21 protein-coding genes are annotated in these 24,144 nt (G+C 60.8%); 15 read left to right on the top strand and 6 right to left on the bottom strand.

Annotation, left to right across the window (positions count from 1 at the left end; genetic code table 11):
• Positions 1-9 precede the first annotated feature (9 nt).
• The 5 genes from ACSFCA_RS34360 (at position 10) to ACSFCA_RS34340 (ending at position 4,914) form a co-directional block, all read left to right on the top strand.
• Positions 10-1,188, top strand: coding sequence for an acyl-CoA dehydrogenase family protein (locus tag ACSFCA_RS34360; protein ID WP_435462661.1), 1,179 nt, complete (start codon positions 10-12; stop codon positions 1,186-1,188).
• Positions 1,185-2,399 (top strand): CaiB/BaiF CoA transferase family protein, encoded by a 1,215-nt coding sequence (locus ACSFCA_RS34355; RefSeq protein ID WP_435462660.1) that lies wholly within the window; start codon positions 1,185-1,187, stop codon positions 2,397-2,399. Before ACSFCA_RS34360 ends, ACSFCA_RS34355 begins: the two co-directional genes overlap by 4 nt.
• Positions 2,396-3,511: a CaiB/BaiF CoA transferase family protein gene (locus ACSFCA_RS34350; RefSeq protein WP_435462659.1), complete on the top strand. Its 1,116-nt coding sequence runs from the start codon at positions 2,396-2,398 to the stop codon at positions 3,509-3,511. The genes ACSFCA_RS34355 and ACSFCA_RS34350 overlap by 4 nt, the downstream gene beginning before the upstream one ends.
• Positions 3,508-4,014 carry a MaoC family dehydratase gene (locus ACSFCA_RS34345; protein ID WP_435462658.1) on the top strand — a complete coding sequence of 169 codons (507 nt, stop codon included), beginning with the start codon at positions 3,508-3,510 and terminating at the stop codon, positions 4,012-4,014. Before ACSFCA_RS34350 ends, ACSFCA_RS34345 begins: the two co-directional genes overlap by 4 nt.
• Before the next feature lie 120 nt (positions 4,015-4,134).
• Positions 4,135-4,914 carry a GntR family transcriptional regulator gene (locus tag ACSFCA_RS34340; protein WP_435477475.1) on the top strand — a complete coding sequence of 260 codons (780 nt, stop codon included), beginning with the start codon at positions 4,135-4,137 and terminating at the stop codon, positions 4,912-4,914.
• A gap of 583 nt (positions 4,915-5,497) precedes the next feature.
• Here the strand turns inward: ACSFCA_RS34340 and ACSFCA_RS34335 are convergent.
• Complete coding sequence (locus ACSFCA_RS34335) at positions 5,498-5,953, bottom strand: Lrp/AsnC family transcriptional regulator (protein ID WP_435462656.1); 456 nt, start codon at positions 5,951-5,953, stop codon at positions 5,498-5,500.
• A 234-nt stretch (positions 5,954-6,187) separates the two neighbouring features.
• Between ACSFCA_RS34335 and ACSFCA_RS34330 the strand changes: the two genes are divergently transcribed.
• The 9 genes from ACSFCA_RS34330 (at position 6,188) to ACSFCA_RS34290 (ending at position 16,292) form a co-directional block, all read left to right on the top strand.
• A complete protein-coding gene (locus ACSFCA_RS34330) occupies positions 6,188-7,576 on the top strand; it encodes a branched-chain amino acid transporter BcaP (RefSeq protein WP_435462655.1) in 1,389 nt (462 codons plus the stop codon).
• Positions 7,577-7,613: 37 nt separating this feature from the next.
• Entirely contained in the window at positions 7,614-8,792 is a 1,179-nt protein-coding gene (gene metC, locus ACSFCA_RS34325; protein ID WP_435462654.1) for a cystathionine beta-lyase, read from the top strand.
• Between the two features lie 308 nt (positions 8,793-9,100).
• Positions 9,101-9,562: an OsmC family protein gene (locus ACSFCA_RS34320; RefSeq protein ID WP_435462653.1), complete on the top strand. Its 462-nt coding sequence runs from the start codon at positions 9,101-9,103 to the stop codon at positions 9,560-9,562.
• 39 nt (positions 9,563-9,601) lie between these two features.
• Positions 9,602-10,393 carry an enoyl-CoA hydratase gene (locus ACSFCA_RS34315; RefSeq protein ID WP_435462699.1) on the top strand — a complete coding sequence of 264 codons (792 nt, stop codon included), beginning with the start codon at positions 9,602-9,604 and terminating at the stop codon, positions 10,391-10,393.
• Positions 10,394-10,452: 59 nt separating this feature from the next.
• Complete coding sequence (locus ACSFCA_RS34310; protein ID WP_435462652.1) at positions 10,453-12,102, top strand: acyl-CoA synthetase; 1,650 nt, start codon at positions 10,453-10,455, stop codon at positions 12,100-12,102.
• 55 nt (positions 12,103-12,157) lie between these two features.
• Positions 12,158-12,469, top strand: a complete 312-nt coding sequence (locus ACSFCA_RS34305; protein ID WP_435475059.1) for a DUF485 domain-containing protein — start codon at positions 12,158-12,160, stop codon at positions 12,467-12,469.
• On the top strand, positions 12,466-14,142 hold the full coding sequence (gene actP / locus ACSFCA_RS34300; RefSeq protein WP_435462650.1) for a cation/acetate symporter ActP: 1,677 nt from the start codon (positions 12,466-12,468) through the stop codon (positions 14,140-14,142). Before ACSFCA_RS34305 ends, actP begins: the two co-directional genes overlap by 4 nt.
• 165 nt (positions 14,143-14,307) lie before the next feature.
• Positions 14,308-15,168, top strand: coding sequence for an HpcH/HpaI aldolase/citrate lyase family protein (locus tag ACSFCA_RS34295; RefSeq protein WP_435462698.1), 861 nt, complete (start codon positions 14,308-14,310; stop codon positions 15,166-15,168).
• Between the two features lie 11 nt (positions 15,169-15,179).
• Positions 15,180-16,292, top strand: coding sequence for a LysR substrate-binding domain-containing protein (locus ACSFCA_RS34290; RefSeq protein ID WP_435462649.1), 1,113 nt, complete (start codon positions 15,180-15,182; stop codon positions 16,290-16,292).
• Between the two features lie 400 nt (positions 16,293-16,692).
• Here the strand turns inward: ACSFCA_RS34290 and ACSFCA_RS34285 are convergent, their stop codons facing one another.
• The 5 genes from ACSFCA_RS34285 to ACSFCA_RS34265 all read right to left on the bottom strand — a co-directional run bounded on the left by ACSFCA_RS34285 (position 16,693) and on the right by ACSFCA_RS34265 (position 22,592).
• The gene (locus tag ACSFCA_RS34285; RefSeq protein WP_435462648.1) at positions 16,693-18,168 is read right to left on the bottom strand and encodes a carotenoid oxygenase family protein; all 1,476 of its coding nucleotides are present in this window, start codon (positions 18,166-18,168) and stop codon (positions 16,693-16,695) included.
• 67 nt (positions 18,169-18,235) lie between these two features.
• Positions 18,236-19,216: a Bug family tripartite tricarboxylate transporter substrate binding protein gene (locus ACSFCA_RS34280; RefSeq protein WP_435462647.1), complete on the bottom strand. Its 981-nt coding sequence runs from the start codon at positions 19,214-19,216 to the stop codon at positions 18,236-18,238.
• A 50-nt stretch (positions 19,217-19,266) separates the two neighbouring features.
• Positions 19,267-20,697, bottom strand: a complete 1,431-nt coding sequence (locus ACSFCA_RS34275; RefSeq protein WP_435462646.1) for an aldehyde dehydrogenase family protein — start codon at positions 20,695-20,697, stop codon at positions 19,267-19,269.
• Positions 20,694-21,671: a Bug family tripartite tricarboxylate transporter substrate binding protein gene (locus tag ACSFCA_RS34270; protein ID WP_435462645.1), complete on the bottom strand. Its 978-nt coding sequence runs from the start codon at positions 21,669-21,671 to the stop codon at positions 20,694-20,696. Before ACSFCA_RS34270 ends, ACSFCA_RS34275 begins: the two co-directional genes overlap by 4 nt.
• Positions 21,672-21,686: 15 nt before the next feature.
• Positions 21,687-22,592 (bottom strand): TauD/TfdA dioxygenase family protein, encoded by a 906-nt coding sequence (locus ACSFCA_RS34265; protein ID WP_435462644.1) that lies wholly within the window; start codon positions 22,590-22,592, stop codon positions 21,687-21,689.
• A gap of 416 nt (positions 22,593-23,008) precedes the next feature.
• Here ACSFCA_RS34265 and ACSFCA_RS34260 point away from each other — a divergent pair, with 416 nt between their 5' ends.
• Positions 23,009-23,968: a LysR family transcriptional regulator gene (locus ACSFCA_RS34260; protein WP_435462643.1), complete on the top strand. Its 960-nt coding sequence runs from the start codon at positions 23,009-23,011 to the stop codon at positions 23,966-23,968.
• The last annotated feature ends 176 nt before the right edge of the window (positions 23,969-24,144 follow it).

Raw genomic sequence — 24,144 nt, 5'->3', positions numbered from 1 at the left:
AGGCCTCGAATGACAATCACGCAACACCAACGCACCATCTCGGCCGAAGACGAAGCAGCCTTCATCACCGCCATCGACCGCTGGATCGAGCGTTCGCTCAAGCCGGAAGTGGTCCGCGAGTTCGACCATGCTGACCGCTATCCGGCCCAGATCGTTGAAGAGATGAAGGAACTGGGCCTGTTCGGCGCGACCGTCAGCACCGCATACGGCGGGCTGGGCCTGCCGGCGAGCACGTACGCCAAGATCGTGATGCGCATCTCTTCGGTCTGGATGTCGATCACCGGCATCTTCAATTCGCACCTCATGCTCGCGCTGGCGATCGAGAAGTTTGGAACAGCGGCTCAGAAAGACGAGTGGCTGCCGAAGCTCGCCTCGGGCGAGGTGCGAGGGGGCCTCGCGCTGACCGAGCCCGACGCGGGCACCGATCTGCAGGGCATTCGCATGACAGCCCGCCGCGAGGGCGGCCGCTACGTCATCAACGGTGCCAAGACCTGGATCACCAACGCGGTGGAAGGCAGCTGTTTCGCGTTGCTTGTGAAGACTGACCCCGGGGCACAACCCCGCCACAAAGGCATGAGTCTTTTCATCGCCCCCAAGGGCAAGGGCTTCACAAGTGGTCGCAGGCTGGAGAAGCTGGGCTACAAGGCGATCGATTCCGGCGAGCTGATCGCCGACAACTACGTGCTCGGCGCCGACCACCTGATAGGCGGTGAGGAAGGCCAGGGCTTCTACCAGGCCACCGGCGGCCTCGAGCTCGGGCGCATCAACGTCGCCTCGCGCGGCGTGGGCCTCGCAGAAGGCGCGCTGCGCCTCGCGACGCAATACGCGCAGATACGCCACACCTTCGGCAAGCCGATCGCCGAACACCAGGCCATTGCGCTGAAGCTCGGCGAGATGGCGACCCGCGCACGCGCCGCGCGCCTGCTGACGCTGGATGCGGCGGCCATCTTCGACCGCGGCGAGCGCTGCGACATGGAGGCCGGGATGGCGAAGTACTTCGCCTCGGAAGCCGCGCTGGAAAACAGCACCGAGTCGATGCGCATCCATGGCGCCTACGGCTATTCGAAGGAATACGACATCGAACGGCTCTACCGTGACGCACCCCTCACCTGCATCGGCGAGGGCACCAACGAGATGCAACGCATCATCATCGCGAAACAGTGGATCAAGCGGAACCCGGCCGAATGAGCGCGCCGCACGACGCGATGCGGGCCCGCGGCGCACCGCGGCCAGCACACCTTCCGCTGCAGGGGGTGCGGGTCCTGGCGGTCGAACAGTTCGGCGCCGGCCCCTACGGCACCATGTTCCTCGCAAACCTTGGCGCCGACGTCATCAAGGTCGAGAACCCCGCGAGCCAGGGCGACCCCTCGCGGCGCACCGGACCCCATCTGCTCGGCCCGGACGACAGCCAGTACTTCCAGGGCTGGAACCTCAACAAGCGCAGCGTCACGCTGGACCTCAAGTCGACCGAGGGCCGCGCGGCATTCGAAGCTTTGGCGCGCGACGCCGACGTCGTGCTGAACAACCTGCGCGGCGACCAGCCCGCGAAACTGCGACTGGACCACGCCGCGCTCTCGGATCTGAATCCGGCGCTGGTCTGCGTGCACATCTCGGCCTACGGCCGCGCCACGAGTCGCGCGTCGTGGCCGGGCTACGACTACCTCATGCAGGCCGAGAGCGGGCTCATGCACCTGACGGGCGAGCCGGACACGCCGCCCGCGCGCATCGGCGCGCCCTCCATCGTCGACCACATGACGGGGATCACGTCGATCATCGGTTTGCTGGCCGCCTTGCTGCGCGCACGCGAAACCGGCGAAGGCTGCGACGTCGACACCTGCCTGTTCGACGTCACCCTGCACCAGCTGGGCTATGCGGCCACGTGGTACCTCAACGAAGGGCACGTGTCGCAACGCCAGGAGCGCAGTGGGCACCAATCCGTCTCGCCGGTGCAGACCTTTCCCACGGCCGACGGCTGGATCTTCATCATGTGCATGACCCAGAAGTTCTGGGAGGCGCTGCTGAGGGCGATCGGGCGCGAGGACCTGCGCGCGCTGCGGGAATTCGAGACCACCGACGCACGTCACAGGAACCGCGCGCAACTGAGCGCCCTGCTGGACGCGGAGTTCGCCGGCCAGCCGACCCGCTACTGGCTGTCCAGGCTCGAGGGCGTGCTTCCGGTCGCCCCCGTGCGCGGTCTGGCCGAGGCGCTGGAGAGCGACTTCGTCCGCGAAAGCGGCATGCTGGCACAAGTGGAGCATCCGGCCAAACCCCAGCTCCGGGTGCTCGCGAACCCGCTCAAGTTCAACGGGCAGCGCCCCTCCTTGCGGGCCTGCTCCGCGCTGGGCGCCGATACGGAGGAAATCCTTTCGGCCATGACAATCGAGGGAAGCGCGCCATGAAGCTCACGGGAATCCGCGTCCTCGATCTGTCCAACTTCCTGCCGGGCCCCTACCTCACCCTCGCGATGGCCGATCATGGCGCCGAGGTCGTCAAGATTGAGCAACCCGGCCAAGGCGATCCCGGACGCCACATCGGCGTTGCCGACGGGCCGCACACGGTGTTCTTCCGCAACCTCAACCGCGGCAAGAAGAGCGTCATGCTCGACCTGAAGAACGACGCGGACAGGGCGGCCCTGCTCGACCTGGCCACCACGGCCGATGTTTTCGTCGAGTCGTTTCGTCCCGACGTGGCCAAGCGCCTCGGGGTGGACTACGCAGCCGTGTCAGCGCGCAACCCGGGCATCGTGTACTGCTCGATCAGCGCGTTCGGCCAGGCCGGCCCCTACCGCGACCGGCCGGCGCACGACCTCGCCGTGGAAGCCCTCAGCGGCACGTTGAGCCTCACGCTCGGCGACGATGACAGTCCTGCCATACCCGGCATCCCGGTGGCCGACCTGTTGAGCGGTCTGCAGGGCCTCAACGGCGTGCTGATGGCCCTGCTGCGCCGCCAGACGACGAAGCGGGGCGACTGCATCGACATCTCGATGCTGGACTGCATGGTCGGCGCGCTTCGAAACGTGACCGGACCGACCTTTGCCGAGGGCCGCCAGCCCAATCCGAAGCATGAGCGCACCACCGGCGGCAGCGCCTTCTACCGGATCTATCGCACGCGCGATGGCGGGCGTATCGCGCTGGCCGGCCAGGAGCCGAAGTTCATCCATGCGCTGCTCGGCGCGCTCGACCGGCCCGATCTGGCCCCGTTGTGCCTGCGTGGGCCGGGCCTGCATCAGCGGCCCGTGGTCGACTTCCTGGCGCACACTTTTCTGCAGGCCACGCGCGCGGAGTGGGAGGAGCGGCTCGGCAAGCTCGACGTGTGCTTCGGCGCCATCAACAGCCTGCCCGAGGCCTTCCAGGACCCGCAGGTTGTCGCCCGGGGCATGGTGCTGCTAGACGCGGAAGGCCGTCGGCACATCGCCAGTCCGATCCGCTTTCTCCACGAGCCGTCCACGCCCTGTCTGGCGTCGCCGCGGCTCGACGAACACCACGCACTTGTGAAAGAACCCACGCCATGACCCGCACCGTCGTCGAAATCTCCCCTGGCCGCTTCCGGGAGAGCTTCGGGCGCTACTTCGAGGATTTCGAGATCGGCCACGTCTACGAGCATCGCCCCGGCCGCACCGTCACCGAGAACGACAACATCGCGTTTACGCTGATGACGATGAATACGCACCCGCTGCACTTCGACAACGCCTATGCCGCCAAGTCGGAGTTCGGCCAGGCGCTGGTGAACAGCTGCCTGACCCTGTCCATCGTGGTCGGCATGAGTGTGAGCGACGTGAGCCAGAAGGCGATCGGCAACCTGGGCTGGAACGACATCAAGCTGGTGAGCCCGGTGTTTTGCGGCGACACGCTGTATGCGGAGTCGCGCGTGCTCAACAAGCGCGAGTCGGCCAGCCGGCCTACGCAGGGGATCGTGACCGTCAAGACCATCGGAATAAAGGCAGACGGCACCGAGGTCATCAGCTTCGAGCGGACCGTGCTGGTGCCCAAGCGTGGCCACGGCATCGAGGACTGAGTCGCTTTTCAAAAGCCCGAGGGCCTGGCGCGGGCTGCGGGTACGGACAACTGCACGTGATGCAGAATCGTTCGCATGCCCAGAACTGCAAAGAAGGTCCAAGCCCCCGCATCGAAAGCGATGCCCGCACGCAAGCGCGCACGTGCGCGCGTCCTGCCGGCGCTCTCTCCGGCTGCCGGCGAGCCCTTGTACCGACAAGTCGTGCAGTCGCTGCGGGCGGACATCATGCGCGGCCTTTTCCCGGTGGGTTCGCAGTTGCCAACCGAGGGCGAGCTGTCAGAGCGCTTCTCAGTCAGCCGGCACACGGTGCGCGAGGCCTTGCGCCAACTGCGCACCGATGGCCTGGTCGCTTCACGCCAGGGCTCCGGCACGACGGTGATGCCGCCGCAGCCGAGCACGCCCTTCAACGTGCACCGCGTCGCCTCCATCGACGAGTTGATTGCCTACGCCGCCGCGAGCCGCTACGTGGTCGAGCGCACCAATGTCGTCACCAGCGAGGACGTGGCCGCCGAGGCGCTCGAGCTGCCGCCGAAGCAGCGCTGGCTGCGACTGGAGGGCTTTCGCCTGGGCGACGAACCTGCCACGCCCCCTATCTGTTGGACCGAGGTCTTCGTCGCTGCCGAATTCGCTGGCGTCGAACGCATGATGAACCGTCAGCGCGGGCCCATCTGGCGGCTCATCGAAGACATGTACGGCGAGCGATTGGTCGAAGTGGAGCAGACGCTGCGCGTGCGCGTGGTGCCAGCAGCGCTCGCCGAAGGCTTGAAGGTCGAACCGGATTCGAGCGTCGTCGAGGTGACGCGAACTTACCTGACGACAGCAGGCAAGATCGCGGAGTTGTCGGTCAACCTCTATCCGGCAGACAAGTTCCGCTTCAGCATGAAACTGCGCCGCGCCTGAGCGCGGCCGCCCGCCCGGCGCCCTGAGACGCCGGGGCCCCAATGGAACCGCGGCCCTCCACGTCGGCCGCGCCAACGTGAGATCGCCATCCATACTGGTCGATCAAATGAACCTAGCTTAGTTAAACTAGAAGGCCGACCATCAAATGTCGCCTACTGACACGGCATGTCGTAGAGAGCTGGACTCCCTTGGCCATTGCAGCCCAGGCCAGAACAAGCAATAGGACAATGATCGCGATCCATCGCCGGAGGCGAGCCTTCCATACTGAGAGCACCAGGAAGACAGCTGCACTCACTGCCGCCCCCGCGAGCACTTTCGTCATTCTCGCCAAGCAAAGCTAGCAAAGTTACTCGAAGAGCCTTAACCATCTCTGAATTCCGCAAGTCAAGAACGGTCCAGCTACTCACCCAGCTCAGGATCCCGAACGCGATCTCTGACACGTGGTCGTAGGCACCGGCGACGGGACCTCAGATCTCGACGCGGGAAGCGGCGCTGGTTGGCGCGATGGCGAAACAATGCTCAAAGGGGGTCAACTGGCACCTGGTGTTCAACATCTCCCTTCACCGCAGAAAGCGGGTTCGCACTACACGGGCAGACTTGCTGAGCGTTTAATTTCCCTGAGCGAAAACCCGGTGTACATCTCCTTGATGTTGCCGAGCGTGCGAATGCGGTGCATCGCCAGCTCATGGAACGCCTCCATGTCCCTGACAACAACCTGCAGAAGGTAGTCGTATTTGCCGGACACGTTGTGGCAGGCAACGACGCTGGGCAAGGCCATCACTCCCGCCTCAAAGGTTCGCATCGCCTTCTCCGAGTGGCTGTCGAGCGAGATGCTGATGAATGCAAACAACCCCAACCCCAGCGCCTGCGGATTGAGCGCGGCATGGTAGCCAAGGATGACGTGCTCCTCCAATCGCTTCAGCCGTTTCCAGCATGCAGGTGGCGATAGCGAAACCCGACCCGCGATCTCCGCGTTGGCCAACCTGCCATCCGTCTGCAGGATCTGCAGGATGGCGCGATCGATTTCGTCTAGCTCCATAGAAGCTCTCCAGATCAACAAAAACAAGGCCAATTGACTAATTATATTTCCTTGACTCCCTGATATTGGCTAACTACGTTAATCCTATTTTTCGCGCCGGCAATGATACTTATCGACTACCGAGGTCAGCGATTTGCATCTTCGCGCCAACGCCAGCCATCAGCAAAGTTCGGCCAAAGAGGTCCTTACGGTTCGCACCGGCCACTCAACTCTCATAAGAAAACGGAGACGCGCATGAGCATGTTTAGAACAAAAAACCTGGATGCAATGGTTGCAGCCAGTCGTGCTCCAGGGGGCCTCGAGAAGGTCCTGGGCCCTTTCGATCTGGTCTTGATGGGCATCGGAGCCATTGTCGGTACCGGCATCTTCGTTCTGACCGGCACGGGTGCGCTCACCGCCGGCCCTGCACTCACGATCTCTTTCGTGATAGCGGCACTGGCCTGCTGTTTCGCCGCACTTTGCTACGCCGAGTTTGCCTCGACCGTTCCGATCGCGGGATCGATCTACACATACAGTTATGCCACGCTGGGAGAACTGGTGGCCTGGATGATCGGCTGGGACCTGATGCTCGAATACGGCCTGGCCGCTGCCGCCGTCGCAGTCGGTTGGGCGGGATACTTCCAGTCATTGATCTCCGGCTTTGACTCGAGTCTGCCCACCGTACTGACAGCCGCCCCAGGCGCCTTGCCTGGCGTGAAGACTTGGTTCAACCTCCCCGCGCTGCTCATCGTGCTGGTGCTCACAACCATGCTCTCGCTCGGCATGCGGGAGTCTGCCCGCATCAATAACGTGATGGTTGCTATCAAGGTCGGCGTGGTATTGCTCTTTATCGCGGTTGGCGCGCGTCATGTGCGACCCGAGAACTGGCAGCCGTTCATGCCGTTCGGCCATCAGGGAGTTCTCAGCGCTGCAGCGCTGGTCTTCTTCGCTTTCATCGGCTTCGATGCGGTCACGTCTGCGGCGGAGGAAGTCAAACGTCCCGAGAGGGATCTGCCCGTCGGCATCATCGGATCGCTGTTCGTATGCGCAGTCCTTTACGTCGTTGTATCGGCGGTTATGACCGGCATCGTTCCGTATCAGAAGTTCCTGGGCGTGGACCATCCCATTTCTTTGGCCTTGCAACACGCCGGCGAGAACTGGGTCGCTGGGTTCGTGGATCTGGGCGCCATTCTGGGAATGACCACAGTGATCCTTGTGATGCTCTATGGACAGACCCGCATCGTGTTCGCCATGTCGCGGGATGGTCTCCTGCCATTGAAGCTGTCCTCGATCCACGTCAAGCATCGGACTCCTTTTTTCACCACCTGGGCGGTAGGCCTGACGATCGGATTGATTGCGGCACTGGTCCCGCTGAGCGTGCTGACCGAGTTGATCAACATCGGCACCCTGGCCGCGTTCACCCTCGTCTCGATCGCCGTGATGATCCTGCGCCGCACGCGTCCCGATCTGAAGCGCGGGTTTCGCTGTCCCTGGGTACCTGCCGTGCCCTTGCTGGCAATCGCCTTCTGCGTGACCCTGATGACATATCTGGAGGCCATGACGTGGGTGGCATTTGTAGTCTGGCTGGTCATCGGTCTTGCGGTCTATTTCAGCTATGCGCGACGTCGGTCCTTGCTGAACTGATCGACGCATTTCACAACCAACCTCTGAAAGATTTGAAATGACCTTGGACGACTCCGGCCTAGGTGCCGGCACGGTACTCGCGCATGCCGGAATCCACCCTGAAGACCATCACGGCTTCGTAAATCCTCCGAGCTACCGCGGATCGACGGTAGTATTTCCTGACGTGGCTACCATGCAGAGCGGCACCCAGCGCTTTGGCTACGGTCGGTGGGGCAATCCAACGACTGCCGCACTGGCCGAAGCCATCACGACGCTGGAAGGCGCCGAGGGCACGGTGCTTTGCCCCTCAGGTCTGGGGGCGTGCACCACTGCGATCCTGGCCGTCGCCGGTGCCGGGGACCACCTCCTGGTCCCTGACAGTGTCTACGCGCCCACGCGTCATTTCTGTGAGACCGCTGGCAAGCGATTCGGAATCGAAACGACCTACTACGACCCGTCGATTGGCGCAGGCATCGAAGTCCTGTTTCGCTCCAACACCAAAGCGGTGTTCACCGAGTCGCCGGGATCTCACACGTTCGAGATCCAGGACATTCCCGCGATCGCCGAAGTGGCGCGTCGACACGCGGCGCTCGTCATCATGGACAACACGTGGGCTACCCCCCTGTTCTTCAAAGCCATACCGTCCGGTGTCGATCTTTCTCTGATGGCTGCCACGAAGTACATCGTGGGTCATTCCGACGCCATGCTCGGCACGGTCGCGGCCGGACCCCGCGCCTGGGAAAAGCTCAAGGCATTTCACTTCCAGTTCGGCATGTTCGTAGGGCCGGACGATGTTAATCTCGCGCTGCGAGGCCTGCGCACGCTGGAGGTTCGTCTGACGCGGCACCAGCAGAGCGCACTTGAAATCGCGCGTTGGCTTGAGAGTCGAGAAGAAGTCGCGCGCGTGCTTCATCCAGCCCTGCCCTCGCACCCCAGTCACAATTTGTGGAAACGTGATTTTTCCGGGGCGAGCGGCCTGTTCTCCTTCGTGACCAGGGCGGCCCCATTCAAGGCCGTGCAGGCCATGCTCGATGGCCTCTCCTTCTTCTCGCTGGGATACTCCTGGGGTGGATTCGAAAGCCTCGCGTTGACGGTGGATCCCCGCAAGATCCGCACAGCCACCGTCTGGAACGAGCCAGGCCACCTGATCCGCCTGCACATCGGCCTGGAGGATCCGGTCGACCTGATCGCCGACCTGCAAAAGGGCATTGCGCGCTTCAGGGCCGCATCTGCGTGATGCATGGCACCGTTGCGGAGCAACCGGCGCGGCGAGACCGTCTAGCCATGGCGCTTCGGAAATGCAGGCGCTCGCTGCGAAATGAAAGCCGTTTGGGACAAGTGGCCAAACATAACTGAGCTCGCCAGTAAGAAGCACTCCGGTAGAAGCCGAGTCACCCAAGATCTTTGGCTTACTTCGGCTAAGCCATGGGCTCAAAAAACATCGTTTTACGTAGGGAGCGCCTCCTTCTACGATTTGCCGGACTGAGACGTGAGTTCTTTGCGTCCGGCAAGTATCGATTTTCTTGACACCAAAGAGGAGCCTTCATGTCCCAACACTCAGCCGCTATCCAATGGCAGCGGTCGCCCCACCCGCAAGACGAACGCACCTACTCGCGCAACCACGTGGCATCGCTCGCAGGTGAGCAATCCGTCAACGTTTCAGCCTCCGTGGAGTTCAAAGGCGATCCGGTCTGCGCGGATCCCGAGCAGATGCTGGTCAGCGCAGTGGCGAGCTGCCACATGCTGACTTTCCTGGCCATCGCGGAATTTCAGAAGTACCGGGTGGAAACCTATCAAGACCATGCCGTGGGCTACCTTGAAAAAGTCGAGGGCGTCGGCATGGCCATCACCCACATCGATCTGTCGCCCAAGATTACGTTCAGCGGTGACAAAACCCCCGATGCAGTTGCGCTGGCTCGGCTGCATGCCGGCGCGCACAAGAACTGCTTCATTGGCAACTCGATCACCGCCAAGGTGAGCGTGGTGACCGATGAGGTCACGGCGTGAACCATGTCAATGCACGCATCGATTGACGAGGCTGGGGGGATGCCGCCACCTTCCATCCAAGAGGCATTGCTAGTGCGCGAAGACAGCCACGGCGTGACCACCCTGCGCATGAACCGTCCGCTGCAATTCAATGCGCTTTCCGAAGCCATGCTGGATGCGCTGCAACACGAGTTCGATGCCATCGCAGCGGATCCGTCCGTGCGCTGTGTCGTTCTGGCCGGCGCCGGCAAGGCCTTCTGTGCCGGCCACGACTTGCGAGAAATGCGTGCGCAGCCAAGTCTGGCGTACTACAGGGCCCTGTTCGCCCGATGTAGCCGCGTGATGCAAGGTCTACAGGCTTTGCCTGTGCCAGTCATTGCGCGTGTGCAAGGTATCGCCACGGCGGCAGGCTGTCAATTGGTCGCCAGCTGCGACCTAGCCATCGGTGCGGAAACAGCAAAGTTTGCGGTCTCCGGCATCAACGTTGGCTTATTTTGCGCGACACCGTCGGTAGCGCTGTCCCGAAACGTCTCGCCTAAAAGAAGCTTCGACATGCTGGTCACAGCGCGCTTCATCGACGCCGCCACCGCCGTGGATTGGGGATTGATCAACTCGGCAGTGCCCGAAGACCAACTTGATGCCGCCATCGCGCAGAAGGTCTCCCAGATCCTTTCCAAGAGTCCGACTGCGGTGCGCTATGGCAAGTCGATGTTCTATCGGCAACGTCAAATGGCCTTGGCTGACGCGTACGAATACGCCAGCGACGCTATGGCCCGCAACATGATGGAAGAGGACGCTGGCGAGGGCATCGACGCGTTCCTGGAAAAGCGCCAGCCTACATGGCGCTCCTGACGTTGACGCACGCCTGAGTGCTTGGTAGTTCCCACTATACGTACAGAGGAGACCAAACAATGAAAGAAACCAACCCCTACCGACAGGGCCTCGGCAAGACTGCAGCAAATCACGCTGCGCTGTCCCCGCTGAGCTTCCTGCAGCGTGCCGCCGAAGTTTATCCAAACCAGCTCGCACTCATTGACGGCGACCGCCAGTGGAACTGGACACAAACGTACGAACGATGCCGCCGCCTGGCCTCCGCCTTGCGCCGCGTCGGCGTGGGGAGAGGCGACACTGTATCGACCATGCTGCCCAACGTGCCCGCCATGTACGAGGCTCATTTTGGTGTGCCGATGACTGGCGCCGTTCTCAACGCGATGAATGTCCGATTGAATGCCGAAGCCATCGCCTTCATGCTCGATCACAGCGAGACGATGGTACTGCTGACCGATCCCGAGTTCGCCGATGTGGTCTCACATGCGCTGTCTGCCATGAAGGGGCCGAAGCCTTTCGTCATCCTCGTGTCGGCCGCAACCATCCCCGGTCGAAAGTCACTTGAAGGAGTGGAGTACGAGCAACTTCTTGTAGAGAGCGATCCCGAATTTCTCTGGCAGTTGCCAGAGGATGAATGGGATGCGATTGCGCTGGGCTACACCTCAGGCACCACGGGCAACCCCAAGGGTGTTGTCAGCCACCATCGGGGCGCCTATCTCAACGCCGTCAGCAATGTGCTGTCCTGGGGGATGCCGTCGCACTGCGTCTACCTGTGGACCCTACCAATGTTTCACTGCAACGGCTGGTGTTTCCCTTGGACGCTGGCAGCGGTCGCTGGAACCAGCGTCTGTCTGCGGCGCATTGACACGGCACTCATCTTCGACCAGATCAGGACGCACCGCGTGACCCACTACTGCGGGGCTCCGATTGTGCACGCCATGCTGGCCGACGCACCCGAGGAGAGCCGAGCTGGGATCACCCACAAGGTCAACGGTTTGATCGCCGGTGCCGCTCCGCCTGCTGCCGTATTTGAACGCATGGAACACATCGGCTTCAATCTCACCCATGTTTATGGTCTGACAGAGACTTATGGCCCAGCAACCGTGTGCGCCAAGCAGCCTGAATGGGCCGACCTGCCGCTGAGCAACCGCGTGGAGCGCAACAGCCGCCAAGGGGTACGGTATCACCTGCAGGAAGCCGTTGCAGTACTCGATCCCCTGACGATGGAGCCCACTCCGTTCGACGGCCAGACCATCGGCGAAGTGATGTTCCGCGGGAACATCGTGATGAAGGGCTATCTGAAGAACCCGGCAGCCACGGAAGAAGCCTTTGCCGGTGGTTGGTTTCACTCTGGCGACTTGGCTGTGGTGCAGCCGGACGGCTACCTGAAGATCAAGGACCGATCAAAGGACGTGATCATCTCTGGGGGCGAGAACATTTCGTCGCTGGAGGTAGAGGAAGTTCTGCAGCGTCATCCGGCAATCCAGTCGGCCGCCGTCGTCGCCATGGCCGACGAGAAGTGGGGAGAGGTTCCGGCTGCATTCGTCGAACTCCGTGGCAACGCGGTTCTATGCGAAGCGGACCTTGCCACCTATTGCAAGGATCTCCTGGCGCGCTTCAAGGTGCCCAAGAAATTCGTCTTCGGCCCCTTGGCGCGGACTTCGACCGGAAAGGTCCAGAAGTTTGCCCTTCGCAGACAACTGAAGGAGAAAGTCCCTGCCTCAGGCCATTGATCGCACGGACTCGGCCGCGCCAAGAGCCGTGAACAACACAAAAATTGGAGACAACATGACGATCCCTCATCACATCCGCATCGCTTCACACCCCCTGTTCCGCGACTTGGTGAAACGGCGAACACGCTTCGCGCTACTGCTTTCCGGCACTGTTTTGGTTACCTACTATGGATTCATGATGGCGGTGGCATTGCTGCCCGGACTGCTGCGCATCCCACTCGACGCCGGTCGGGTGAGCACCATCGCGTGGCCCATCGGAGTATCCGTGATCGTGCTGTCGTGGCTGTTGACAGGGCTCTACGTCTACCGCGCCAATCGGGACTTCGATGGCATCACCGTCAGGCTGCTCGCCGAGGTGAAGCCATGAAGTACGCCGACACCTTCAAGACCGCCGTGGTTTTCGCCACCACGGCAGGCACCGGGATCGCCACCGCCGCCCCGACTGTCGGCTTGGTGGAACGCCAGCCCATCAATCTTCCCGCCATCTTCATGTTCCTTCTGTTCGTCGCTGGGACGCTGGGGATCACATGGTGGGCCGCAAAGCGCACCCACTCGACGTCGGACTTCTACACCGCTGGCGGCGGCATCACCGGAGGCCAGAACGGCATGGCCATCGCGGGCGACTACATGTCGGCCGCCACCTTGCTCGGATTGTCGAGCCTCGTCTTTGCCAAGGGCTTTGACGGATTCGTCTACACGATCGGCTTCTTTGTCGGTTGGCCCATCATCCTATTCCTGCTCGCCGAACCAGTTCGTAACTTGGGACGGTACACCTTTGCCGACATTGTCTCGTCGAGGCTCGACAAGACTCAGGTACGTCTGTTCGCCTCGTTGGGTTCGCTCACTACCGTGTGCTTCTACCTGGTAGTTCAAATGGTAGGCGCCGGCCAGTTGATCAAGCTTCTGTTCGGACTGGACTACCAATATGCGGTGCTGGTCGTCGGGGTGTTGATGGTGGTGTACGTCACGTTCGGCGGGATGATCGCCACCACATGGGTGCAGATCATCAAGGCGGCGCTCCTGCTGACCGGTGGAGTCACCCTCATGCTGCTGGCCATGTCGAGGTTCAGCTTCAACTTTGAGGAACTTGCCCGGCAGGCTGTGGCCGTTCACCGCGATGGCCTCGCGATCATGGGGCCGGGCAGCCTGATGGCCGATCCCGTTTCAGCCGTCTCCATGTCCTTAGGCCTTCTGTTTGGCCCGGCGGCACTGCCGCACATTCTGATGCGCTTCTTCACGGTGTCCGACGCCAAAGAGGCCCGCAAGAGTGTCTTCGTGGCCAGCGGGCTCATCGGCTTCTTCTTTCTGATCGTGTGTCTGCTAGGACTCTGTGCCATCGTGATTGTGGGAAACGACGCCCGGTTCTATGAAAACGGGATCATCGGCGGGAAGCTGCTCGGTGGAGGCAATATGCCGGTGATGCATCTGGCCTCTGCGGTGGGCGGAAGTCTGTTCCTCGGCTTCCTGTCGGCAGTGGCCTTCGCAACAATCCTGGCCGTCGTGGCCGGATTGGCCCTGGCCGGTGCATCCGCCATCGCGCACGACATCTACGGCAACATTCTCTGCGGCGGCAATGCCGACGAGAAGAGAGAGATGAAAGTCTCTCGCTGGGCGACCCTCGCACTAGGTGTCGTCGCTGTCGGGCTGGGGATTCTGTTCGAGAACCAGAACGTAGCCTTCTTGGTCAGCCTGACCTTCGGCATCGCGGCATCTTCCAATTTTCCCGTGTTGGTGCTGGCGATCTACTGGAGAGGCTTGACAACACACGGCGCTCTGGCGGGAGGCATAGCCGGCCTTGGGTCGGCACTGCTCCTGGTTGTACTTTCGAAAGCCGTGTGGGTTGATGTCCTGCATCACGCACAGGCAATCTTTCCTTACGAACATCCGGCGCTGTTCTCGATGCCCCTGGCTTTCATCTGCGCATGGCTATTCTCGAAGTCCGACGAAAGTGCACGGGCCCGAAGCGAACGAGCGGCATTCGATGCCCAATGGGTGCGCGCCCAAACCGGCCTGGGAGCCGCCCAGTCGACGTCGCACTAGCAAGACGGAGACTGGCAGCTTGTGTTCACCCACTGCACGCCACTTGACATGAACCGATGAGAATTCCCGATCGCAACAGGTGGCGGTAGCTAAAACTGCCAGCGGCCGGAGGAACTCCTCAAGATGTGGCTTTTGTATAGTTTTTTTAGAGGTAATCCCTTGAGCATGATTGAACGAAAAATCCGCGCCCGGCGCAGCTTCATCTTTGCACCCGGCACGCGTCCAGACATGTTCCCGAAGGCACTGTGCTGCGGTACCGACATCGTCTGTGTCGATCTGGAAGACGCCGTGGCGCCCCAGGAAAAGCAACAGGCCCGACAGCATGCGTTCGCGCAACTTCCCGTAGCAGAGGGTCCAGACCGCGTCGAACGCATTATCCGGATCAACTGCCTTCGCACGGTGGACGGCATGAAAGATGTACAAGCCTTGCTCACGTCCGCAGAGCCCATCCCCGCAATCATGCTGCCGAAGGTCAAGGGGCCGGAAGAGATCCGCAATCTCAGCGACCTTCTCACGGAATACAAGCTTTCGACTCGGCTGCACGTCATCATCGAAACCAATGAAGCCCTGGAGGCGACCCATGAGATTGCGCGCTCCAGTGAGCGCATCGAGGCCCTGTTCTTTGGAGGTGTCGACATGGCCGCTGATCTACGCTGCAAATCAACCTGGATGGCCCTGCAGTACGCGCGATCACGCATCGTCCACGCTGCAGCCGCCACCGGGTTGGATGTGATCGACGTGCCGTACCTGGACCTGAACGATCGCGAAGGCATGTTGCGCGAAGCCGCGCTGTCCGCCGAACTGGGTTTCACCGGCAAAGGCGCAATCCACCCCAAACAGATTCCTGACATAAACGCATGCTTCGCGCCAGATGACGCCAGCGTCGAGCACGCGAGGCGAGTGCTGGACGCCTTTGCGAAGAGCGATGGTGGGCTGCTGGTCTTCGAGGGAAAGCTGATCGAAAAGCCAGTGCTCCGAAGCTATGCCCGCATGCTGCAAGTTCACGCCGTCGCCCACGCACACTAGCAGGCCTTTACATGGCCAAGCAACCCCTCTTACCTTCACCGCCCGTCGAACAGCAGGTAGCGCCGCCGTCATGCAACACGCCATCTGCCATTGACGGAATGGATCATTGCGCGGAAACGTCGGCGCGATCCCGTCTCATGACGGATGGTGCACGACGCCTGCCATCGCTGATTGCGCTCTCCTATTTCGAAGTCGCGGCCAGAACCAAGAGCTTTGTGGCTGCCGCCAAAGAACTTCATGTGACTCCAGCAGCTGTCAGCCATCAGATCAAATCACTGGAAGAGCTTCTTGGGGTGGAGTTGTTCGTGCGCCAACATCGCAAGGTCAATCTGACGCCGGCGGCGCAAATGGTTCTGCCGACACTGCAGGACGGATTCTCCGCACTCGCCGATGCAGTTGAACAGTTGCGTTCGCACAGCGAATCCAAGTGGGTCATCACCGTCTGTGCAGAGCCGATGTTCGCGACCAAGTGGCTAGTTCCCCGCCTGCATCGGTTCTATGCCGGTTGCCCCGACGCCGAGGTTCGGCTGCAAGCCAGCCTCAATTCTGTGGACACGGTCAGAGGCGGCCCGGCAAGCGCCGCAACGTTTCGACGCGCCGGCATCGATTTGGCGGTGCGTTTTGGCTACGGAGAGTACGTTGGCTTGGACAGCCGAAAGCTCCTGGAGGTGACGTTCGTCCCTGTGTGCGCGCCGAGCCTGTGCGAGTCCCTTTCAGACAGAGCGCCCTCGGCCTTGCTAAATCAACCGCTGTTGAGCGACAGCACGATATATCGCTCACCGGAACGGTTCGGTTGGACCGAATGGTTCCGCCAGGCAAGACTTCCCATACCTGAAGGATTGCGTGAGCAACGGTTCGGAAACGGACTGCTCGCGCTCGAAGCTGCAATGACCGGCCAGGGGGTCTTGCTTGCCAGTAAACAGATAGTACAGACGGCGCTCGATGCTGGAAAGCTTGTGGTTGCCTGGGACCACGCAATGCCATGCCCTTTCAAATACCACATCGTCTGCACACTCCCGGCTCTAGAGCGGCCCATCGTTCAGGCGTTTCGCTCTTGGCTACTTGACGAGGCAGTGCTGCCCGAAACACCCGCGCCGTCACTGGCAAAACGATGCAGGCGATAACGAGCATCCACTGCGCCGCCAAACGCTGAAGGGGCTATGCGATCTCTCGAGGACAGGCAATGCCCAAATGACGAGAACGAATATGCCAGTGACATCCATCGAGAGATGCTTGCTGAGATCGAGCCAACACTGCGCGATGTGGGCGGACGCAACAAGCCGACGACGGTGAACCTGTATGAGGTGTTCTACGCGCCGCTGCACTGGGCGAACACATCACGATGCAGATCGCCAAGCGCGGCACAAAGGCGACGAACAGCCCATCTTGTCCAGCGAGAGACCTCTGTCGCAAAACCCGGCCTCCGACCACGAGATCGAGGCTCCATGAATTTGCCGGCGCCTTGGTCAGCAGTTCATTTCCAGAATCGGCTCATGCTCCTTCGTGCACCGCCGCCCCCTCTTATCATTGCGCATGCGAACGCCATCCTCCGTGAAAACCGTAAGGCACCCGCGTTGGCAACTCAACACGCGTTATAGGCCCTTTCTCGATATCGAGAGCATTGAAGATCAACAGATCGCTGACGTTTCGTGAGGGATCGAACGCAATCGTGAGAATCCAGCCCTCGCCTTCGGGACTGGAAGGCGTTCGCGGCACAAAGACCGGCTCGAGCAGGCCGAGATCGCCAGGCGGCGTGCATGTGCGAATCTCGCCGGTCTCGACATTCGCATGCACCAGCGTATCGAACGAACAGCCTGGGGTGTAGGCACCGATCCGCGCGACGTAGAAGGCGTGCCGGTAAGCCAGGCCCGAGAATCGCTCGTCGATTCGAGGAAACTCTCCCTCGACGCCGCAGAGAGATTTTTCGACGTACCCTTCGCTTTCGGCATCCATATCGAACGTCCAGCGCACGAGCTTGGCCATGCCGTCCTTGATCCAAGGTGGCACGTTGCCACCGGAGACATCCGGAAAGAGTGGCAGCTTCTCGAATTTCATCACGTCGGCGACTACGAAGGTGCGGCCGTCGCGTTTCGCCGTGTATGCATTCATCGGGTGAAAGACGAAGCACGGGGGACCGCTAAACCATCGCATCGACCCGACGCCGGCATCGCGCCGCATGATGCCGATCCGAGTAGGCAAACGTGGGTCCCAAGCACAAATGGGACCACCTCCAGCCGCGCGCTCCAGATCGATGGTCGCGGGAAAGACCGGAAAAACGATGTGCTCGCGGGTCGCGAGGAAGTCATGAACTGCGCTGCAATAGGGAGCCTCGAATCTCTCCTGGCGAACGAAGTTCCCGTCACGATCGATGACCGAGTAGGAAATTTCTCGCGTTCCCGGTCCTGCCGCCTGGTACCCGAACGCGAGCATCTCGCCGCTCTCGGGATCAATCTTGGGATGCGCTGTCATGGGGCCCGTGTAGCGACCGTCGAAGTCGGTCGTACCGAGCGTCTCGAGCGAATCACCATCGAGCAGCACCGGGAAGTTGGTCTCGCCCAAGGCATAGAGCCGGCCGCCGTGCCACACGGCATTCGTTCCGGCCCACTGCATGGGCAGCTTCTGCGGCTTCTCGGTGGCAGGCTTTCCCCTGTCCTGCAGCATCACCGTCGCCACTGCCGCATCGAACACTTCCTCGTAGGACGTTGGCACCAAACGGCGCCCTGCGACCTTTTGTGCCTTGAACTGCTCTGTCCTCACCCAGCGGTTTGTGTAGGACGCGCGGCCGCGGCCGATATGGATGGCATGAATCATGCCCTCCCCCATGAACCAATGATGCTTGTCGGCCAAGGGAGGAAACAGCAGATTGGGCCCGTTTCGATAGAGCGCGCCTGAGAGGCCCTTAGGGATCACGCCAGCCACAACCCGCAGGTCCGGCACATTCAGCTCTTCCTGAATCGGTCCATAGTTGCCGATCAGCATAGGGTGCGTAGTTTCGATCATCGTTCTTCTTCATTTGTGATGCGAGGCCCTTACGAGGAGCCCAATGTTGCTGGCCCTCTGGGCAGGCTTAGTCCGTCTGAATGTTCGCCTTGATGATGTACCTTTGCCAGCGCTCGTTCTCGCTCTTCACCGCGGCTGCGAACGCATTGGCCGGCTCCTCGGGAATGGCCTCGAGCGCCATCGCCTGAACGGTCTCTTTCCAGACCGTGCTTCGGGTGACTTTGCCTACGCCCTGTTGTAACTTGGCATGCGCCTTGGGATCGAGGTTTTCCGGGCCAAACAGGCCGAGCCAACTGCCCTGGTCGAGCCCCTTCAGGCCGACTTCTCCCAGGGTCGGCACATCAGGAAACTGAGAGAAACGCTGGGGTGCCGCGGCCGCCAGCAGCATCAGGCGCCCGTCACGGGCGTAGTTCATGGCCGTCATTGGCGAATCGAACATGATATCGACGCGTCCTCCGAGAAGATCCAAGAGGGCGGCCGCGCTGCCTTTGTATGGGACATGAACCAGGTCGATTCCAGCCACCTGATTCAACACCTCACCGTAGATGTGGGACCCCGTACCGATGCCGGCTGAAGCATAGGTCAGCTTGCGCGGATTGGCTTTGGCGTAAGTCGCGAATGCGCTCATGCTTTGGGCTGGTAAACCCGGTCGCGCCAGCAATGCGAACGAGCCTTTCGCCGCGCGCGCAATCGGCGTGAGCCCTTTCAGGGCATCGATCGGGAAGCTCTTCATGACATGCGGCGTCTGCGTGACCAAGCCGTCTACCGTGTACAGCAGCGTATAGCCGTCCGCTGGCGCTCGCGAGACCTCCGCCGCGCCGATCGCGCCACCAGCACCCGGACGGTTGTCCACAATCACGACGGCACTCATCGCCGAGCTCAGTTCCTTGGCCAGCACGCGTGCCTGGGCGTCAGTAGGCCCGCCTGACGGATAGGGGACGATGATCTTGATCGGCTTTGTCGGCAGAGGGAAGTCCTGCGCATGCGCCGCAAACGAACCAAGCGCAGCGCAGATCCAGATGGCGAATAGATAGATCTTGTTTTTCATAGAGTCTCCGTTGTGTGCTTCTGATGTCCGGCTGCGGTAGACCGCATTCACTACAACCGCACGTTCACGATGCGGTGCTGCACGAACTCCTCCAACCCTTCCATACCCAACTCGGCGCCGAAGCCGGATTGCTTCAACCCGCGGAAAGGCACGTCATGCCGCATCGCCATGTGGTGGTTGACCCACACGGTGCCGGCGTGCACGCGGGAAGCGACCTCTGCGCCCCACGCAGGGTCGGTCGTCCAGATGGTGGCGCCCAGCGCGTAAGGACTGCTGTTGATCCTGTCAATCGCATCGTCCAGTTTGCCGTAGCGAAGCACGGGAAGGACTGGGCCGAATTGCTCCTCGGAGACAAGAGAAGAGCTGTCATCCAGTTCGGCAACGATCGTCGGCGGGATAAAGTAGCCCGGTCGATCCAGCGGCGCGCCACCGGCGAGGACTCGGCCATGCTTCGAAGCTGCAATGATCATGGCATTCACGCGCTCGAACTGGGCTCGATTCTGAACCGGGCCCAACTGCGACGCCGGATCCATCCCGTCGCCGACCACCGTCGCATCGGCCAACCGCGTGAGCTCTAGGTTGAACTCCTCATAGAGGCTGTCAGGAACATAGACGCGCTTTATCGCCACACAGACCTGACCGGAATTCACCATGGCACCGGCGAACACCTTGCCCGCCGCATCCTTGGCATCCGCATCCTCCAGCACCAGCGCGGCGTCGTTGCCGCCGAGTTCCAGCGTGATGCGCTTGATCGACCCCGCAGCACCTGCCATGACGCGACGGCCGGTCGCCGTCGAGCCAGTGAAGCTCACCTTGGCAATGTCGGGATGCTCCGTCATCCGCTGGCCTAGGTCGTTTCGGTCCGCAATAACGTTCACCACGCCAGCAGGAAAAATCGCGCTGCAGAGTTCCCCCAACAGCAGCGTTGTGAGCGGCGTCGTTGGGGCTGGCTTTATCACCACGCAGTTACCTGCGACCAGGGCCGGCGCCAGCTTGTTGACGAGCAGAGCGAGAGGGAAATTCCACGGTGTGATGACCGCAACCACACCGAGCGGAAGAACCTGGTCCATGATGCGCGATGCCGACGTGGCTTCACGTACTTGCTCAAGAATCTCGAGGCCTGCAAGTTCGCGAATGCGCTTCGCACTTCCCGCTACTTCAGCCTTGGCATTCCGGAGCGGCTTGCCCTGCTCGGAGGTGAGCAGTTCCGCGAACTCCAAGGCCCGTCCATCGAGTGCATCCGCGAGCGATCCGAGCAACCGCTGACGATGCGCCCACGAGGTCGCAGCCCAGGTCCTGAAAGCCCGCCCAGCCGCTGACACGGCGCCGTCTAGCTGCGCCTCGTCAGCAACCGGCGACTCAGCGATGACCGCTCCCGTTGCAGGATTCAATACTGCCATCACCGAGGTACCGGGAACCAGGACACCATCGATCAGAAGCTTGAACTCTCGCATTTTGTTGATCCTCGTATGGATGCTCATTCGATCTTGATGGCTAGGGCATCGACATATTTTCCCCAAGCCTCGTAATCGCGGCGCACGAGGTCGGCGAACTGCTTCTGCGATTCTTCCGGCACTTCGAAGCCGAGATTTCGGTAGACGTCCGCAACAGAGCTTGTCCGCTGCGCCGTGCGAATGGCATCGTGAAGCCTTTGCAGTGTGTCCGGGCGGATGGCGGCAGGCGCGAAAAATCCGTTCCAGCTGCGCAACTCGAAACCCACCAATCCTTGTTCGAGCAGCGTGGGCACCTCGGGCATGGTCGAGCGGCGCGTCGCACCTGTCGCTCCACGCAGCTTCAGCCTGCCATCGCTTGCATATTGAGACACGACCGATGGCGCATCGAACATGATCTGAACACGGCCGGCGATCAGGTCGCGCATTGCATCCGACGAGCCCTTGTAGGGAATGTGCACCAGGTCGATGCCGGTCTTCTGCGCAAGCACTGCGCCGTAAATGTGCGACACCGTGCCGGCCCCAAATGAGCCATAGCTCAGCCTGCCGGGATTGGCACGGCCGTATGCGATCAGATCCTTGACGTTGTTCACGCCAATCGACGGATGCACGACGAGAACCACGCCTCCAACAGCGGAACGGATAACTGGCTTGTAGTCCCTTAAGGCGTCATAGGGCAACTGCTTGAGCAAATGAGGCGTTTGCGTTAGTGGCCCATCCACCGTATAGAGCAGCGTGTGGCCATCGGCTTCAGCTCGAGCAACCTCCGCGGCTGCGAGCGCGCCGCTGGCTCCCGGCTTGTTCGCCACGATCACGACGGTGTCCAAAACCTTCGCCAACTCCAGAACAATGGATCGTGCCTGGAGATCAGTCGGCCCGCCAGCGGCGAAGCCGACCAACACCTTGATCGGTCTCCCCGTCCTGGGGAATTCCTGTGCACGGGCCACCGTTTGACCGAGTAAGCCACCTAGCGAGAGCACCTTCAACAAGCTTCGTCGCTTCATTGTTTTCTCCTTCACTCAGCGAACGGGCCGGTTGCCCGCGATGGTCACACGCGTGAGATACCGGTCCTTGCCTGCGTAGTCAGGTATGGCACGATGCATGGTGGACCGGTTGTCCCAAACAAGGACTTGATCGTTCTCCCATCGGACGCGACTGGTGAAATCAAACCGTGCACAGTGGTCGTATAGATAAGCGAGGATTGGGGAACTTTCCTCTGTTGTAAGTCCATGGATCCTCTGGACATAAGTCTTGTTCACATACAGGAACTTGCGCCCGGTGAATTCGTGGGTGCAGACCAATGGATGTAGTTGCTCACGATCACCCAATTCGACTCCCAGATCGGTTTTCGCGCTGACGGAACTGAACTTTCTTCCCTGAGCAAGGTATGCCGAGCCAAAGATGCGCGTCGCGCTGTGGACCGTTTGCATCTGGTCGATCATTTCCTTCAGGCCAGGCGACAGTGCCTCATATGCCGCATACATGCTCAGAAATCCGGTGTCGCCCCCGAAAGCCGGAACATCGACTGCGCGCATCACGACAGCCGCTGGTGGTTCCTCGAGATAGGTACTGTCCGCGTGCCAGTTCTCGCCGACCACTCGGCCGGTGTCGCTGGCCAGGCGACGAATGATCTGAACATCAGGCTGCCCTTCAACACCGTGCAACTGCGGCACGCGCAGGATAGAGCCGAAATTCCTGCTGAAGGCGAGATGTTCCTCGTCCGAGATCTTCTGGTCGCGGAAAAAGATGACCTGATACGTCCCGAATGCCTGCCTGATCTCTCTCCACACCTTGGGTTCGATCGGTGACCGGAGATCAACGCCCCCGATCTGAGCGCCCATAACGCCGGTCAGGGGTTCGACCTTGATGAGCTTGTACTCGTTGGCATCCATGTCCTGCGAAGCATTCTTGGTTCTGGTATCCACTGCGTCTCCTGTGCAGAAATGAGGTCAAACCTCTGAGGTGGAATCTCGCTACATCCTCTGTCTTTCAGCCGGTTCGCAAAGCCTCACGAGACAGACTTTCTCGATACAAGCGGTTTGCTCTACCTCGCTCCCCGACGTCCGAGAGCAGACGGGGTTCTACTCACCGAGTAGTCCGCGCGACCTGCCGACCGCGCCGTAGCGCTGATTGGCGTGCTAGCGGGGCCATAGCAGGGGTCTGCTTTCGGACTACCACCCCTTGGCATTCGACGGTTTTCATCTTCGTTGCCATGACTCTAAGGTCGCCTTGTCTCGTAAAACACGATAAGCAAAATCTCAATTTCTGATTTCTAAGAGGTAACCCTAGGCAGCTCTGATCACCGCTCGGTCAACACTCAAGCCATCGTGTGGGATCGCATATGCCAGCCAATTTCAGCCTCGTGATGATGAAAATTTTTGCAGCGGTGTACGACCTAGGGAGTGTCGTTCTGGCAGCACGCACTCTGCGCATGAGTCAATCGGGTGTCAGCACAACCCTCGCCAAACTGCGGGTGATACTGGACGACCAACTTTTCATTAGCACCAGCACGGGTATGCAACCGACGGCCCGTGCACGGGAGCTGATCGACCCCGTACGCGAAATGATCGTATGCATTGATCGACGAATTCTTGGTAGGTCCGATTTCGATCCATGGACTGCCACACGTGAATTCACAATCGCACTGTCTGATGTGGCTGAAGCGATCTATATGCCGCGCGTGTTGAACGCTGTGAACCTTGCTGCCCCGCACGTTCGGCTGCGATCCGTGGAACTCCCCCAACTTCAGCTTCAACGAGCCTTGTCTGAAGGCCAAGTCGATCTGGCTCTCGGCTATCTGCCAGATCTGGTCGCCAGTGAATTTGTTCGTCGCAAAGTTGGACAACATTCTTTTGTCTGCATTTGCAGTGCAGACAACAAGCGTCTAATAAACGCGTTCAACCTCAAGACGTACTGCGCGGCTCGACATGTTGTGGTCGAGGCGCCAGGGCGAACACAGGGGCTTTTGGAGCGCTACATGCAGCAGCGAGGAATTGAGCGGCACATTGTTTTTACCACCCCCCACTTCATGTGCATCGCTGAACTCATTTCGCAGACCGATATGCTGGCCTCCGTCCCGAAGGCATTGGCGGAATCGTTTTCGGAGAAGAAGCAGTTGATCCGGCTCGATTTGCCATTTAGATCACCTGTGTTTGAGACGCACCTTCATTGGAGCAAGAGAGTTCATAACGACCCCGCGATCCGCTGGCTCCGTGAAATACTGTTCAACGCATTCTCAGACAAGGGGACCCCGCAGGGGGTTCTTCCTCAGATTCGAGCAGCGGTCAATCACGGGCCCTAGACTAGCACGATCACAGGAGTGAATGATCTTTTGATTCGGTCGATCTGGCCCTGTCCATCGTAATAGTCCGCTCGAGGCCGTTGTTGACGGCTGGATGGTTTAGGGCGTGATGTCGGTGACGTTCTGAAGCAGAGCGAACGCCACGCGCCATGCGCGGCCATCGCAGTGAACGGTGG

The organism is Variovorax multivorans (assembly GCF_051216835.1).
Lineage (GTDB): Bacteria > Pseudomonadota > Gammaproteobacteria > Burkholderiales > Burkholderiaceae_C > Variovorax.
The sequence above is the reverse complement of the archived record's forward strand: the minus strand, read 5'-3'. Positions and strand labels throughout refer to the sequence as shown.